Source organism: Alcaligenes parafaecalis, from assembly GCF_026344135.1.
In the GTDB taxonomy this organism is placed as follows: Bacteria; Pseudomonadota; Gammaproteobacteria; order Burkholderiales; family Burkholderiaceae_B; genus Alcaligenes; species Alcaligenes parafaecalis.
Genome location: NZ_JAPKNA010000001.1, coordinates 1153800 through 1168155, shown reverse-complemented (window position 1 = coordinate 1168155; position 14356 = coordinate 1153800). Strand labels below are relative to the sequence as shown.

Annotated in this window: 9 protein-coding genes; 8 read left to right on the top strand and 1 reads right to left on the bottom strand. The window is 55.9% G+C overall.

The window, feature by feature from the left end:
* The first annotated feature begins 92 nt into the window (after nt 1–92).
* The 6 genes from OSH09_RS05435 (at nt 93) to rpoD (ending at nt 8140) form a co-directional block, all read left to right on the top strand.
* Nucleotides 93–1250 carry an ATP phosphoribosyltransferase regulatory subunit gene (locus tag OSH09_RS05435; protein ID WP_207875126.1) on the top strand — a complete coding sequence of 386 codons (1158 nt, stop codon included), beginning with the start codon at nt 93–95 and terminating at the stop codon, nt 1248–1250.
* 74 nt (nt 1251–1324) lie between these two features.
* Complete coding sequence (locus OSH09_RS05430; RefSeq protein WP_207875125.1) at nt 1325–2620, top strand: adenylosuccinate synthase; 1296 nt, start codon at nt 1325–1327, stop codon at nt 2618–2620.
* A gap of 154 nt (nt 2621–2774) precedes the next feature.
* Nucleotides 2775–3320, top strand: coding sequence for a phosphoribosyltransferase (locus tag OSH09_RS05425; protein ID WP_189390842.1), 546 nt, complete (start codon nt 2775–2777; stop codon nt 3318–3320).
* 122 nt (nt 3321–3442) lie between these two features.
* Nucleotides 3443–3655, top strand: coding sequence for a 30S ribosomal protein S21 (gene rpsU, locus OSH09_RS05420; protein WP_003799344.1), 213 nt, complete (start codon nt 3443–3445; stop codon nt 3653–3655).
* On the top strand, nt 3652–5658 hold the full coding sequence (dnaG, locus tag OSH09_RS05415) for a DNA primase (RefSeq protein ID WP_207875124.1): 2007 nt from the start codon (nt 3652–3654) through the stop codon (nt 5656–5658). Before rpsU ends, dnaG begins: the two co-directional genes overlap by 4 nt.
* A gap of 259 nt (nt 5659–5917) precedes the next feature.
* Nucleotides 5918–8140, top strand: a complete 2223-nt coding sequence (gene rpoD / locus OSH09_RS05410; protein WP_266120395.1) for an RNA polymerase sigma factor RpoD — start codon at nt 5918–5920, stop codon at nt 8138–8140.
* A gap of 143 nt (nt 8141–8283) precedes the next feature.
* On the opposite strand, the gene OSH09_RS05405 is transcribed toward rpoD, so the two are convergent.
* On the bottom strand, nt 8284–9237 hold the full coding sequence (locus OSH09_RS05405; RefSeq protein ID WP_207875122.1) for a LysR family transcriptional regulator: 954 nt from the start codon (nt 9235–9237) through the stop codon (nt 8284–8286).
* Nucleotides 9238–9370: 133 nt separating this feature from the next.
* On the opposite strand from OSH09_RS05405, the gene OSH09_RS05400 reads away from it, so the two are divergent.
* Together OSH09_RS05400 and OSH09_RS05395 are read left to right on the top strand one after the other, a co-directional pair.
* Nucleotides 9371–10858, top strand: coding sequence for a short-chain fatty acid transporter (locus tag OSH09_RS05400; protein WP_266120394.1), 1488 nt, complete (start codon nt 9371–9373; stop codon nt 10856–10858).
* A gap of 25 nt (nt 10859–10883) precedes the next feature.
* Nucleotides 10884–14330, top strand: coding sequence for a molybdopterin-dependent oxidoreductase (locus tag OSH09_RS05395; protein ID WP_266120548.1), 3447 nt, complete (start codon nt 10884–10886; stop codon nt 14328–14330).
* The last annotated feature ends 26 nt before the right edge of the window (nt 14331–14356 follow it).

The window sequence follows — 14356 nt, the reverse complement described above, 5'->3', positions numbered from 1 at the left end:
ACCACTTCGCATGCGACTTGGGCGGCTTACAAGCCCCAAGTCGCTTTTTGTTTGGCTGGAACTTTCGTTTATAAGTAGTCCGAGGCACGAGTATGTCCAATTGGTTGTTGCCAGAGAGCCTGGCTGATATCTTGCCTGCAGAGGCGCGCCGCATCGAAGAATTGCGCCGCGATTTGCTAGACTTGTATCGTACTTACGGGTTCGAGCTGGTAGCTCCACCTCTGGTGGAGTATCTGGAATCCCTGCAAGCGGTTTCTGGCACAGATCTGAATCTGCGTACCAGCAAAGTTGTCGATCAAATCTCGGGTCGTACCATGGGCGTACGCGCCGATATGACCCCTCAGGTAGCCCGTATCGACGCTCACTTGCTTAACCGCGAAGGCGTAACTCGGCTTTGCTACTGTGGTTCGGTCCTGCATGCCCGTCCGGCTGGTTTGCTGTCGGATCGTGAATTGCTGCAGATCGGCGCTGAAATTTTTGGCCATGCCGGTATTGAATCCGATCTGGAAGTGGTGCAACTGGCGCTGGAAAGCGTGGGTCGGGCAGGGGTGCATCATCCTCGCCTGGACCTTAACTACCCCGATCTGGGGCGCTTCCTGATCGAGCGCGATCCTATTTTGAAAACCCGCGTGGCAGAGGTGTGTGAGCTTCTGAACGCCAAGGATGTGTCGGGCCTGCGCGCCCTGGGGCGTGAGTCGGGCTGTCTGCCTGAAACCACCCGTTATCTGCTGGCTTTGACCTCGCTGTACGGCGATGGCAGCGTGCTGGAGCGTGCTCGCACGGTTCTGCCCGATGAGCCGGAGGTGCGTGAAGCCCTGGGCAGTCTGCGTCGTTTTATTGATGCCTTGCCCGGCCATGAAATCACGGTGGACCTGGCCGACATAGGCAGTGGTTACGCCTATCATTCGGGCCTGATTTTCTCGGTGTACGCCGAGGGCTGGCACGACGCTCTGGTGAAGGGCGGACGCTTTGATGGTATTGGCCGCATGTATGGTCGTGCTCGTCCTGCTACCGGCTTCAGTCTGGATTTGCGCAAGCTGTCCGCTGGCCTGCCTCCGGCGCAAGCCGCGCGTGCCGTGCGTGCTCCCTGGGGCAGCGATGCAGACCTGATCGCAGCGGTGAAGCAGTTGCGTCAAAGCGGTGAAATTGTGGTCCAGATGCTGCCCGGACAAGAGCTGAATCTGGATGAATTCGTGATCGACCGCGAGCTGGTCTCGTTGGACGATCAGTGGCAAGTTAGGGCGCTGTAAGCCAGAGAGCTTGCGGCGTTGGTGATTGTTATTGGTCCGGCACTGTGCCGGCCTCCTTTATTCTGATACTAGACATGAGCAAAAACCTTGTGGTGATTGGCACCCAGTGGGGTGACGAAGGCAAAGGCAAGATCGTCGACTGGCTGGCCGAGTCCGCGCATGGCGTGGTTCGTTTCCAGGGTGGGCATAACGCTGGCCATACATTGTGGATTAATGGCAAGAAGACGATTCTGCGCCTGATTCCTTCGGGCATCATGCACGAGCACGTGACTTGCTACATTGGCAATGGCGTGGTGCTCTCGCCCGAAGCCCTGTTGACCGAAATCGCCGAGCTGGAAGCCGCTGGTCTGGACGTGCGCTCGCGCCTGCAGATCTCGCCTGCTTGCCCGCTGATTTTGCCCTACCACATCGCTGTGGACCAGGCTCGTGAAAAACGTAAAGGCGACGGCAAGATTGGTACGACCGGCCGCGGTATCGGCCCAGCCTACGAAGACAAAGTGGCACGCCGTGCCCTGCGTGTTCAGGACCTGTACGATCCCGAAATCTTCGACGAAAAACTGTCCGAAGCGCTGGATTACCACAACTTCGTGCTGACCCAATACCTGGGCGCCGAAGCGGTCTCCGCCGAGCAGGTTCGTGAACTGGCCATGAAGCATGCTGAACAGCTTGCTCCTATGGTGGCTGACGTCTCCAATAATCTGTACCAAGCCAAGAAAGCAGGGCAGAAGCTCTTGTTTGAAGGTGCTCAAGGCGCTTTGTTGGATATTGACCACGGTACCTACCCCTTCGTCACCAGCAGCAACTGCCTGTCCGGTGCTGCCTCCGCAGGTTCGGGTGTCGGTCCTCAGGAACTGAGCTACGTGCTGGGTATCGCCAAGTCCTACACCACTCGTGTTGGCTCGGGTCCATTCCCTACCGAGTTGCTGGACGACACCGGTATGCGTTTGGCTACCGTCGGCAAGGAATTCGGTTCGGTAACGGGTCGCCCACGTCGTTGTGGCTGGTTTGACGCGGCTGCCATGAAACGCTCGGTGATGATCAACGGTATCTCCGGTCTGTGCATTACCAAGCTGGACGTACTGGACGGCGTTGAGCAGATCAAGATTGGTGTGGGTTACCGCTACAAGGGTGAGTTCCTGGACGTGCTGCCCTACGGCGCGCACGCGGTTGCTGAGGCCGAACCTGTTCTGGAAGAAATGCCCGGCTGGACCGAGTCCACCGTGGGCGTGACCGACTACGACAAGCTGCCTATCAATGCCCGTCGTTACCTGGAACGTATTGCTGAATTGTGCGATGTACCTATCGACATGGTTTCTACGGGGCCAGATCGCAACGAAACCATCGTATTGCGCGATCCGTTTACCAAATAAGCGATTTCTCGCGGTATAATGCCTTGCACCGTTGTACGGTGCGTACAGAGCGGCCTGAAGGGCCGCTTTGTCGTTCTGGATGCTGCGCGGCCTACCAGACTCTTGTTTTGCGGGTATGAAAGGCGCAGCTATTGCATTTATATCTGGAATACATATGAGTCTGCCCCCAAATAGCGATACTGATGAATGGGTTTCCTGGGAACAATACAATCGCCTGATTGAAACATTGGCCCTGAGCATTCACGAGTCAGGTTGGAAGTTCGACAAAATTGTTTGCCTGGCACGAGGCGGCATGAGAGTGGGAGACGTTATTTCGCGTATCTATGATGTTCCCCTGGGCATTTTGGCCACCAGCAGCTATCGAGAAGCCGCCGGTACCGAACAGGGTGATCTGGATATTGCGCAATACATCACCATTACTCGTGGCACCCTGGATGGTAATGTGCTGCTGGTCGATGATATGGTCGATACGGGCAAGACTTTTATGCGTGTGCGTGATCACTTGCGTGCACAGTTTCCCGCGATCACCGAGCTGAAAACCGCCGTTTTGTGGTGGAAAGGCCACGCCCAGGTCGACCCGGACTACTACGTGTCCAAGTTGCCCACAAATCCCTGGATTCATCAGCCTTTTGAGGACTACGATAGCATTCGCCCTCATCAGCTAGATGCTTGGATCCGCAAGGGTACTGGCCAGGCTTGATCGCTGGCATTCAGATAATTGGTGGATAGCCTGATGGCGCCTTGCTTGGTGTATGCCTGCAATCGTGCTACCATATTGGGCTATCTGTTACGCTAACTCTTTTTACAAAGGTCAGGGATTACATGTCCATTGTTCGCCTGAAAGAAAACGAACCCTTTGAAGTTGCTCTGCGCCGCTTCAAACGCACTATTGAAAAAACTGGTCTGTTGACCGAGCTGCGTTCGCGCGAATTCTACGAAAAGCCAACGGCTGAGCGCAAGCGCAAGCACGCTGCCGCCGTGAAGCGTCACTACAAACGCATCCGCAGCCAGCAACTGCCTCCACGCTTGTATTGATCCCTGAATCTTTTGTTCAGGAACTGCTCGCCCGTGTCGACGTCGTAGATGTCGTCGGGCGATATGTGCAGTTGCGTAAAGGCGGGGCCAACTTGCTTGGCCTGTGCCCTTTTCACAACGAAAAATCCCCTTCATTTACAGTCAGTCCCACCAAGCAGTTTTACCATTGCTTCGGTTGTGGCGCTCACGGATCGGCAATCTCGTTCCTGATGGAACACACAGGGGCTTCATTCCCTGAGGCGGTACGCAGCTTGGCTGGTTCCGTCGGGATGACCGTGCCCGAAGCAGATCGCACCCCACGTCAACGTGCTGCCGATGCCCGTCGTAAAGACGAATTGTCGCGCCAGCATCTCATTCTTGAGACGGCCCAGGGGCATTACCTACGTCAGCTAAAACAATCTCCCATTGCTATCGACTATTTAAAACGTCGCGGCCTGGATGGGGAGACGGCTGCCCGTTTCGGCTTGGGCTGGACAGGCACGGAGCGACGTGGACTATCGGCTGTATTTCCGCAGTATGAAGACAAGCAACTGGTTGAATCGGGCTTGGTCATCGAGTCCGAGGATGGTCGTCGCTACGACCGCTTCCGCTCGCGCGTCATGTTTCCGATCCGCAGCAGCAAGGGCCATATTATTGGCTTTGGCGGCCGTCTGATCGAAAAGGGCGAGCCCAAGTACCTGAATTCACCAGAAACCACGCTGTTTTCCAAAGGTCACGAGCTGTATGGCTTGTGGGAAGGACGTCAGGGCATACGCAAAGAAGGCTTTGTCCTGATTGTTGAAGGTTATATGGACGTGGTGGCGCTGTCGCAACATGGCTTGCACAATGCCGTGGCGACTTTAGGCACCGCGACGACTGAATATCACATCACCAAATTGATGCGCGCCAGCGACCGGCTGGTGTTTTGCTTTGATGGTGACGGAGCAGGGCGCAAAGCCGCCTGGCGTGCGCTCAATACCTGCTTGCCGCTAGTCCGTGACGATGTGTCCATCCGCTTCATGTTCCTGGCGGACAATCACGATCCTGACTCTTTTGTCCGTGAACACGGTGCGGTCGCGTTTCGCGAGCAAGCCCAGGAAGCGCCCGCCTTGTCGCGCTTCTTCCTGGACGAGCTGGCTGCCCGCCATCGTATGGACGAGGCAGAAGGCCGTGCTGCTTGCGTGCATGAAGCGCTGCCCTTGCTCTTGGAGTTGGCTGACAGCACCTTGAAAGTGCAGATTCAACATGAATTTGCCCGCATGGTCTTGCTGACCCCGGACGAATTGGCACAACGCCTGAGCACGGTTGAACCCGTGCGTCGGCCTGTGGTCGATACGCCTCCGGCTCAGGATGGTTTGGTTGCCCGGCCACCCGTGCCGGTGCAGCCTGCACCGTCGTCGGATGGCATGGAGCCATTTGAGGACGGCTTTGACGGTTCGTTTGCCGACAGTCTGCCAATGGAAGGCTGGCAGGACGAACCGGACTGGCATTCGCAGCCCGAACAATATCAGGAACGGCCTGCCGCCGCTCGTGGCAAAGGCAAGAATAATCGCCAGCGGACCGAACGCGCAGTCGTGGGCGGCAGCCGTGCCGTGACCCCGATGGCCAAGCGTTTGCTGCGCTTGCTGATCGGGCATCCCACCTTGGTGGGCGGGCTTGGCGATCAACAACTTGAAATTTTGGCGCAAAGTCCCCACTTACGATTAGTGCAAGAGCTGATTGCCTTAAGCAATACCAGCTCGGCGCGTCACGCAGGCGCTTTACTGGAGGCCGTGGACCCCGAGTCCGACCTGGCCCCGGTACTGGAAGCCTTGGCTACGGAGCTGTTGGGCGAAGAAGAATTGCCCGATCCTCAAGGCGAATGGCGGGATGCGCTGCATCGCATTGAACTGGATGCGATCAAAGCAGAGCAGTCGGCACTGGTGGCTACGGGCTTGCAAGAGCCTGAACAGCGTCAGCGTTATCAAGAATTGACACGCCGTATTGCTTTGTTGAATGCTGCTTATACTCGGCAAGTGAAGTAAAATATTGGGTTATGTGTTGTGTTTGTGGCCGGCCAGGGGGTTAAAACTGGTACGCGAGCAAATGCGGCGGGTTAGCGGATTGTGAACCACCTTATGCCTTGAGCCCATGAGCCAGGGATTAAATGACTTAGGGTTCGCTCGCGCAACACGCCCAGGAGCAAGCCGGTTGTGGACACGCTCATCATCAGGCTCTTGCCTGTACGACTCGGTGGCTACATATTTAGTGCCACAGGGGTAAATGGCGTCTATGGAAGAAAATATGACTCAAACGACTGGTAAAACCTCGACGACGGTCTCTCGGTCTGCTAAGAAAACCTTGGCCGCGACAGCAAAATCAGGGGCATCAAGCTCGGTAGAGCTCGATGAACTTCACGAAAGTGGAGAGCCAGGCGCAGCGCCTGCCAAGAAAGCCGCTAAAAAGGCTGCTGCGAAAAAAACGGTAGCCAAAAAAGCGGCTGCCAAGAAAACGGCCGCTAAAGCCGCTACCGGCGGTCGCCGTGGACGTCCCGCAAAAAATGCCAATAACGACGGTATTGACTTTGTCGATGACGACGAAATGGGCGAAGAAGAGGTCATTCCTGATCTCAAACCGGTGGCCAAACGTGGTGCCAAGCGTGCCAAAGCCGAAAAAGACGTGTTCGGTGTACGTGGCCAGCTCAGCCCTGAAGAACAGGAAGCCCGCCGCAATCGCCTCAAGGCACTGATCAAGCTGGGCAAGGATCGGGGTTACCTGACCTACAGCGAAATCAATGACCACCTGCCTGACGATCTGGTCGATGTCGAAGCCATTGATGGCATTATCGGCACCTTCAGTGACATGGGTATTTCGGTCTACGACCAGGCTCCCGACGCTGATACCTTGCTCATGAGCGATAACGCGCCCATGGCATCCAGCGACGACGACGTCGAGGACGAAGCTGAAGCTGCACTGACCACAGTGGATTCCGACTTTGGTCGCACGACTGACCCAGTGCGTATGTACATGCGCGAAATGGGCTCGGTAGAGCTGCTGACCCGCGAAGGCGAAATTGAAATCGCCAAGCGTATCGAAGACGGCCTCAAGCACATGGTGATGGCGATTGCCGCTTGCCCAACCACAGTTAACGAGATCCTGGCCTACGTTCAGCGTGTACGCGAAGGCGTCATGCAGATCGACGAAGTGGTTGACGGTCTGGTGGACGACGATGGCGAAGAATACGCCGGTTCGGGTGTGACGGCTGACGACGAGGATGAAGGTCCCGCTGGCGGCATGAGCAGCAAGCAGATCGAATACCTGCGCAACAAATCCCTCAAGAAATTCGACATTATTGGCGAATGGTTTGACAAGATGCGCGTGTCTTTCGAGACGGACGGTTACAAGAGCCAGGGCTATGTGCAGGCGCAAGAAACCATCCTGAACGAATTCATGGGTATTCGCTTTACCGCCAAAATGGTGGAAAAGCTGGCCGACACCATGCGTGAGCAGGTCGCTATTGTGCGTCAGCACGAGCGCGAAATCCTGACCATCTGTGTGGACCGTGCTGATATGCCACGTGCACACTTCATCAAGGCTTTCCCAGGCAACGAAACCAATCTGGAATGGGTAGTTCAGGAAGTGGCTGCTGGTCACGCGTACAGCTCCATTCTGGAACGCCATATCCCTGCGATTCAGGAAGTTCAGCAAAAACTGATCGACCTGCAAACCAGCGTTGTGCTGCCTTTGAAGGACCTGAAAGAAGTCAACAAACGCATGACCACGGGCGAAGCCAAGGCACGTAAAGCCAAGCGCGAAATGACCGAGGCCAACTTGCGTCTGGTGATCTCCATTGCCAAGAAGTACACCAACCGTGGCTTGCAGTTCCTGGATCTGATTCAGGAAGGCAATATCGGCTTGATGAAGGCAGTGGACAAGTTCGAGTACCGTCGCGGCTACAAATTCTCCACATATGCAACGTGGTGGATTCGTCAGGCCATTACGCGTTCGATCGCTGACCAGGCCCGCACGATTCGTATTCCGGTTCACATGATCGAGACGATCAACAAGATGAACCGTATCAATCGTCAGATTCTGCAGGAAACCGGCGTCGAGCCCGATCCCGCAACCCTGGCCCAGAAGATGGACATGCCCGAGGACAAGGTTCGCAAGATCCTGAAGATCGCCAAAGAGCCTATCTCCATGGAAACGCCTATCGGTGACGATGACGATTCCCACTTGGGCGATTTCATCGAGGACAACAACACCGTTTCGCCATCGGATTCCGCTTTGCACGGTTCCATGCGCGATGTGGTGAAAGATGTCCTGGATTCCCTGACGCCACGCGAAGCCAAAGTGCTGCGCATGCGTTTCGGTATCGAGATGAGCACCGACCAGACTCTGGAAGAGGTGGGCAAGCAGTTTGACGTAACGCGTGAGCGTATTCGTCAAATAGAAGCCAAGGCTTTGCGCAAGCTGCGTCATCCTAGCCGTGCTGACAAGTTGAAGAGCTTCCTGGAAAGCCAGTAAGTTTTTAGCTCTTCAGCCGGGGTCGGTAGTAAAACCGGCCTTCTGAATCACACCCCAAAAGTTGGAGTTTTCTCCGACATTTGGGGTGTTTTTTTATGCATTGCTTATTCAGATCAGCTTGTTTGGCGCGGGCCTTTTAGGGCTCAATTTCCGGGTACTTGCACATTCCCTTCCGTCATCAGATGGGATTCGCGTAGAACGCTTTTTGCCAGCAAACGCAAGGTGTTGGCGCAGGCCAGGGCTGCTTTGGACATCTGGGCCTCATGCCGATAAATCAGGCCCAAATCCATGGAGGGCACGCCACTGGTCATGGCCGTTCTGCGTATCCTGCCGCCATCGTGGGACCAAGGCCTGAAAACAAGGTCTGACAAAATAGTGACCCCGACATTCTGGGCCACCAGGCTGCGCACCGCCTCAATGGACTTCGTACGAAAAACGACCTTGGGCTTGAGCTTTGCTGCGCTCCAGTAGCGATTGACGGTAGCCACATGCTCATCCATATCCAGCAAGATAAATGCCTGATCAGCCAGTTCCTGCAAGGAGACAGAGCTTTGCGTCGCCAAGGGATGATCCAGCGCTGTCCAGAGTCGGCGCTCGGACTTCAGTAGTCGTTCTTGCTGAAGGTCTGAGCGGCGCGTCAAGTTGGAGACAAGAACGACAGCCAGGTCGAATTCGCCGTCTCGTACTCCGTGCTCGATTTGAAGGCGGTTACGTTCAACCGGCTCAAAGGAAACCTGCGGGAGTTGGCGGCGCATGGCACCGATAATCTTGGGCAGCATGTACTCCGAGACTGTGTCCGTAATGGCTAGTTTCACTGAGCCTTCTACGGACGAAATAGCGTCCTTGGTCTCTGCGACCGCCATTTCCAGGGATGCCAGTATGTGCTCGGCATGCCGCAGAAAGCCTTCGCCGTGCAAGGTCAGCCGCAAGCCAGCAGAATGCCTGCTAAAGAGTTGCACCCCCAGAAAAGATTCCAGGTTTTTCAAGGAAGTGGTGAGCGAGGGCTGGCTGACATAACAACGCTGGGCAGCCCGAGAAACCTGCCCCGTTTGGGCGGCAGCGACGAAGTGCTCCAGTTGTTTGATCGTGATTTGCATAGATTTATTCTATATCACTGCATAGATTTAAAGGATTATGAATATCACATGACGATTGCTAGGATCCCCATCAGCACACCGTTTGTCGATGTGCAACAAGGAACGCCAACAGTTCCAATATACGGAGACACTCATGCAATCTTCATCAAAAGTCCCTGCCGGGATAGGGCGGGGTACACCTCTTTCTCATGCGCCTGGCGATACGGACAGTCAGTCTGGTGTTCTTAGTCGACTAGGTTTGCGCTTTACGGCCTGGGCAGAGCGCTGGTTTCCTGATGCTTATGTGTTTGCCGCGATTGCCGTGGTTGTTGTGGCATGTGCGGCTATGGTTAATGGCTCCAGCCCGCAAGCAGTTGCCAAGGCCTTTGGTGACGGGTTCTGGAGCCTGATCGTTTTTACGATGCAAATGGCTCTGGTGGCGATTGGTGGTTACGTGGTGGCGACTTCGCCGCTGGCCGCCCGCCTTATTGAACGCCTTGCTGCGGTACCCAGTTCTGGCCGACAGGGCATCGCTTGCGTTGCGGCCATCAGCATGATTTTGTCCTTGTTCAATTGGGGGGTGTCATTAATTTTCAGTGCGCTTTATGCACGGGCCCTGGCACGTCGTTCTGATTTGCGGCTGGATTACCGCGCAGCAGGCGCCGCCGCGTATCTGGGCCTGGGTGGCACGTGGGCCTTGGGTCTCAGTTCTTCAGCCGCACAGTTGCAGGCTAATCCGGACAGTCTGCCTAAAAGCATTCTCGATATTACCGGGGTGATCCCATTCGGCCAGACCATTTTTTTATGGCAGTCCATGGTCATGGCCGTGATTCTGATCACGGTATCGGTGCTGATTGCGTTTCTGTCCGCTCCAACGGCTTCCAAGGCGGTGACGGCTCAGGAGCTGGGTGTGGACCTGACGGAATTCAAATCGGCTGATAAAGAATCCACCACCCGGCGTCCGGGCGAATGGTTTGAACGTAGCCCCATTCTGACCATTCTTCTGTGCGCTCTTGGTTTTGGCTGGCTGGCACAAGAGCTGATTGCCAAGAGTCCTCTGGTGGCAATCTCCGGGCTGAACACCTATAACCTCTTGTTCCTCTTGCTGGGTTTGTTGCTCCATTGGCGTCCACGCAACTTTCTTGATGCGGTAACGCGTGCAGTCCCCTCTACAGCAGGCGTCATTATTCAGTTCCCCTTGTACGGCGCCATTGCCGCTATGTTGACGGCCGCCAAGGGGGCCGGGGGAGTGACCCTGGCCGACCGTATTGCACATTTGTTTGTCAGCATCTCCAGCACAGAGACTTTTGCAGTGATGATGGGAGCCTATTCGGCAGTTTTGGGCTTTTTCATCCCCTCGGGTGGTGGGAAATGGATTATTGAAGCCCCCTACGTCATGCAGGCAGCGAATGAACTGAAGGTACATTTGGGTTGGGCCGTCCAGGTCTATAACGCGGCTGAGGCGCTGCCCAACCTGATCAATCCCTTCTGGATGTTGCCGCTGCTCGGAGTGCTGGCCTTGAAAGCCCGCGACATTGTTGGCTTCACCTTTTTGCAGTTGCTGGTGCATGCACCGCTGGTCCTGTTCATGCTCTGGTTCTTTGGGCGTACCTTGACCTACATCCCTCCTGTGATGCCTTGATTCAGAGGGAGTGTGATTCATCGTGATACCAACTGAATTCAAACAGGGATACTGCACGCTTTGTCGTTCGCGTTGCGGCACGGTCAACGAGGTGCGTGGGGAAAGCTTGATTTCCGTACGTCCCGACCCGTCGCATCCGACCGGGGAGGCCATGTGCATGAAGGGGAAGTCGGCACCTGAAATGGTGCATAGCCCTCATCGCATGCACTATCCGATGCGACGCACCCAGCCCAAAGGCAGTGCTGATCCTGGGTGGGTGCGCATCAGTTGGGAGGAGGCGCTCTCGGAGACAGCGCAACAGCTAGGCCGAATCAAGTCCGAGAGCGGCGCGGAGGCGGTCGTGTTTGCCGTGACGACACCCAGTGGAACCTCGCTCAGTGACAGCATCGACTGGATTGAGCGTTTTGTCCGCCTGTTTGGTAGTCCCAATATTTGCTACGCAACCGAGGTGTGCAATTGGCATAAGGACTATGCGCATGCTTTTACCTTTGGTTGTGGCATGCCACCGGCTGATTATGCCAATGCAGATCTGATGGTCTTGTGGGGGCACAACCCCACCAATACCTGGTTGGCGCAGGCCAATGCAATTGGCAAGGGGCGGGCAAAAGGGGCCAGGATGATTGTGGTTGACCCTAGGCCAACGGCATTAGCGCGCCAGGCCGAGGTGTGGCTGCCGGTACGCCCAGGCACGGATGCGGCGGTTGCGCTTGGCCTGATGCACTTGATGCTACGTGACGAGGGCTTCGATAAGGCATTTGTCCGTGACTGGACGAACGGGCCTTTGTTGGTCCGTAGCGATAACGGGCATTTTTTACGAGAGCAAGACCTTTGGCCTCATGCCGGGCAGAACCGCTATGTAGTGTGGAGCGATGCGCATCAGTGTGCGGTGCCGTATGACACCGAGCAAAGCGCCCAGGAGCAAGGTGGTGAGCATTTTTGCTTGCGGGGTACTTTTTCAATTGATACCGAAAAGGTCGCAGGGCTTCTTTGCCATCCTGCATTTGAACTGCTGGCTCAGGCCAGTGCCGCCTATCAGCCAAAGGAGGTTGAGCGTATCAGTGGTGTGCCGGAAAAGGCCTTGCGTGCCGCTGCTGCACTGTTCGCGTCCAGCGCCCGCATTGCCTATCACGCCTGGACGGGCATTGGACAGCATTCCAATGCAACGCAGACGGAGCGGGCAGTCGCCTGCTTGTATGCACTAACTGGGAGTTTTGATCGTATAGGGGCTAACCGAGTGCGCATTGGGCCGCCTACTCAGTCAGTGAATCCACTTTCCCTTTTGGCTGATCGTCAGCGTATGAAGGCATTGGGGATTGATGAGCGGCCTATTGGCCCACCCGCCCAAGGTTGGGTGACAGCACGCGATACGTACCGGGCCATTCTGGAGGGAAAACCGTACCAGGTACGCGGAATGTTGGCGTTTGGCACGAACTTGCTGGTATCGCAGGCTGACACGGCGCAAGCGCAGCAGGCGCTTTCTCAGCTTGAGTTTTATGTGCACTGCGATTTGTTTGAGACGCCAGCAGCCAAGTATGCGGACATTGTGCTACCCATCAATACGCCCTGGGAGCGTGAGGGCCTGCGCGTCGGCTTTGAGATTACTGATCGGGCTGCAGGGTGGGTGCAACTGCGTCAGCGTATGGTGCCGCCTCAAGGCGAGTCACGATCCGACAATGATGTCGTTTTTGACCTGGCCTGCCGACTGGGCATGAGGGATGATTTCTTCGGGGGTAGCCTGGATGCTGGGTGGAATCATATTCTGGGGCCCTTGGGCCTGTCGGTGGAACAACTGCGGCAGCAGCCGCAGGGTATTGCCTATCCTATTGATGCCAGTGAAAGAAAGTATGCGCGTGCCACCGTAAAGGGAGTGCGAGGGTTTGATACGCCGACGCGGCGGGTTGAACTCTATTCAGAGAGGCTGCTGAAGCATTCCCAACCGCCCCTGCCCAATTTTATTGAGCCAGCCGATACACCACATGATCTTAAGGCGACGCAGCAGGGGCGCTTTCCCTATGTGTTGAGCTCGGCTAAAAACGGTTTTTATTGTCATAGTCAGCACCGCAGTCTGGTGTCGCTGCGTAAACGCGCTCCAGACCCGGTCGCTGAGTTGAGCCCTGTGCTGGCGAATGCGAAAGGGATTTTGGATGGAGACTGGATACACATCAGCACCCGTCTAGGCAAGGCACGATTCGTTGCCCGTATCACGCCACAACTCGCTGAAAACCTGATTGTGGCGGAGTTCGGCTGGTGGCAAAGCTGTCCGGAGCTGGACCGCCCGGACCTGCCCATTGAGGGTGTTCAATCTAGCAATTTCAATACCTTGATCTCTGCCGACCACCATGATCCTGTCAGTGGTTCTGTGCCCATGCGCTCTTTTCTCTGTGATGTGGAGCTGGACCCTGAAACTCAGGCGCGCCAACGCAAATGGGCGGGCTATCGTGATTTCAAAGTCAGCAGATTGCATCCGGAAGCGGAGGGAGTTCTGGGTATTCATTTTGAGTCTGTAGAGGCGCTGGAGTTGCCGGACTTTAGACCAGGGCAACATATCGAAATTCAGTGGGATGGAGGGGGTGGAGTCGCCTTGTCGCGGGCCTATTCGCTGACTGCTGCGGCTCAAGTCCCTCATCGACGCAGCTACAGTATCGCTGTCCGCCATCAAAAGGGGCTATCGCCTGATGGTGTGCCCTTTGAGGGCCGCATGTCTGGCCTGTTGCATCGTCGACTCCGCCTGGGTGACGTGGTGTCGCTGCGCGCGCCCTCCGGAGGCTGGGTTTTGCCGCGTCAATCCCAGCAGCCGCTTTGTCTATTTGCGGGTGGCATTGGTATCACGCCTTTCATCAGTCTTCTGGAGTCCCTGCCAAACGGGGCGGAAGGGCCGGAAATCTGGCTGTATTACGGCAACCAAAATAGTCGCACACATGCATTTCGTGAGCGCATCTTGTATCACCAGTCCCGTCTGCCTCAGTTGAAGGTGCTCAACTATTACGCCGCGCCGCTTGAAGGGGATCGGGAGGGAATCGATTTCACGGAGCAGCGTTATATCGACGCCAGTGTGGTCGATGACAGGCTGATCGAATTGCGTGCGCGGGTGTATATGTGTGGCCCTCCTATGATGATGGATATCGTTTCCGCCGGACTGGTGGAGCGGGGTGTTCCCCGTTTTGACATCTTTAGCGAAATTTTTCGTTCGCCTACTGAACCTCCGCAGGGTGATCAGCGTTTCAAGGTCAGCTTTTTACGCTCGGGCCGCGATGCCGTGGAGTGGAGGCCTCAGCAAGGGACCCTGCTGAGCTTTGCTGAATCGCTGGGTTTGCAGATGGCTAGCGGTTGTCGGGTGGGGCAGTGCGAAAGCTGTGCGGTGCGTTTGGTTTCTGGCAAGGTACGTCACCTTCATGGTGGTGAACCAGAGGATCCAGGCGTTTGTCTGGTCTGTCAGGCGATTCCTATTGAGGATGTTGTCCTGGATGCGTGAGGACGCGCAGACCTTCATTCCCTTTT

Coding starts and splice junctions, on each gene's coding strand:
- OSH09_RS05435 (WP_207875126.1), top strand. CDS start 93: ATGTCCAATTGGTTGTTGCCAGAGAGCCTGGCTGATATCTTGCCTGCA.
- OSH09_RS05430 (WP_207875125.1), top strand. CDS start 1,325: ATGAGCAAAAACCTTGTGGTGATTGGCACCCAGTGGGGTGACGAAGGC.
- OSH09_RS05425 (WP_189390842.1), top strand. CDS start 2,775: ATGAGTCTGCCCCCAAATAGCGATACTGATGAATGGGTTTCCTGGGAA.
- rpsU (WP_003799344.1), top strand. CDS start 3,443: ATGTCCATTGTTCGCCTGAAAGAAAACGAACCCTTTGAAGTTGCTCTG.
- rpoD (WP_266120395.1), top strand. CDS start 5,918: ATGACTCAAACGACTGGTAAAACCTCGACGACGGTCTCTCGGTCTGCT.
- OSH09_RS05405 (WP_207875122.1), bottom strand. CDS start 9,237: ATGCAAATCACGATCAAACAACTGGAGCACTTCGTCGCTGCCGCCCAA.
- OSH09_RS05400 (WP_266120394.1), top strand. CDS start 9,371: ATGCAATCTTCATCAAAAGTCCCTGCCGGGATAGGGCGGGGTACACCT.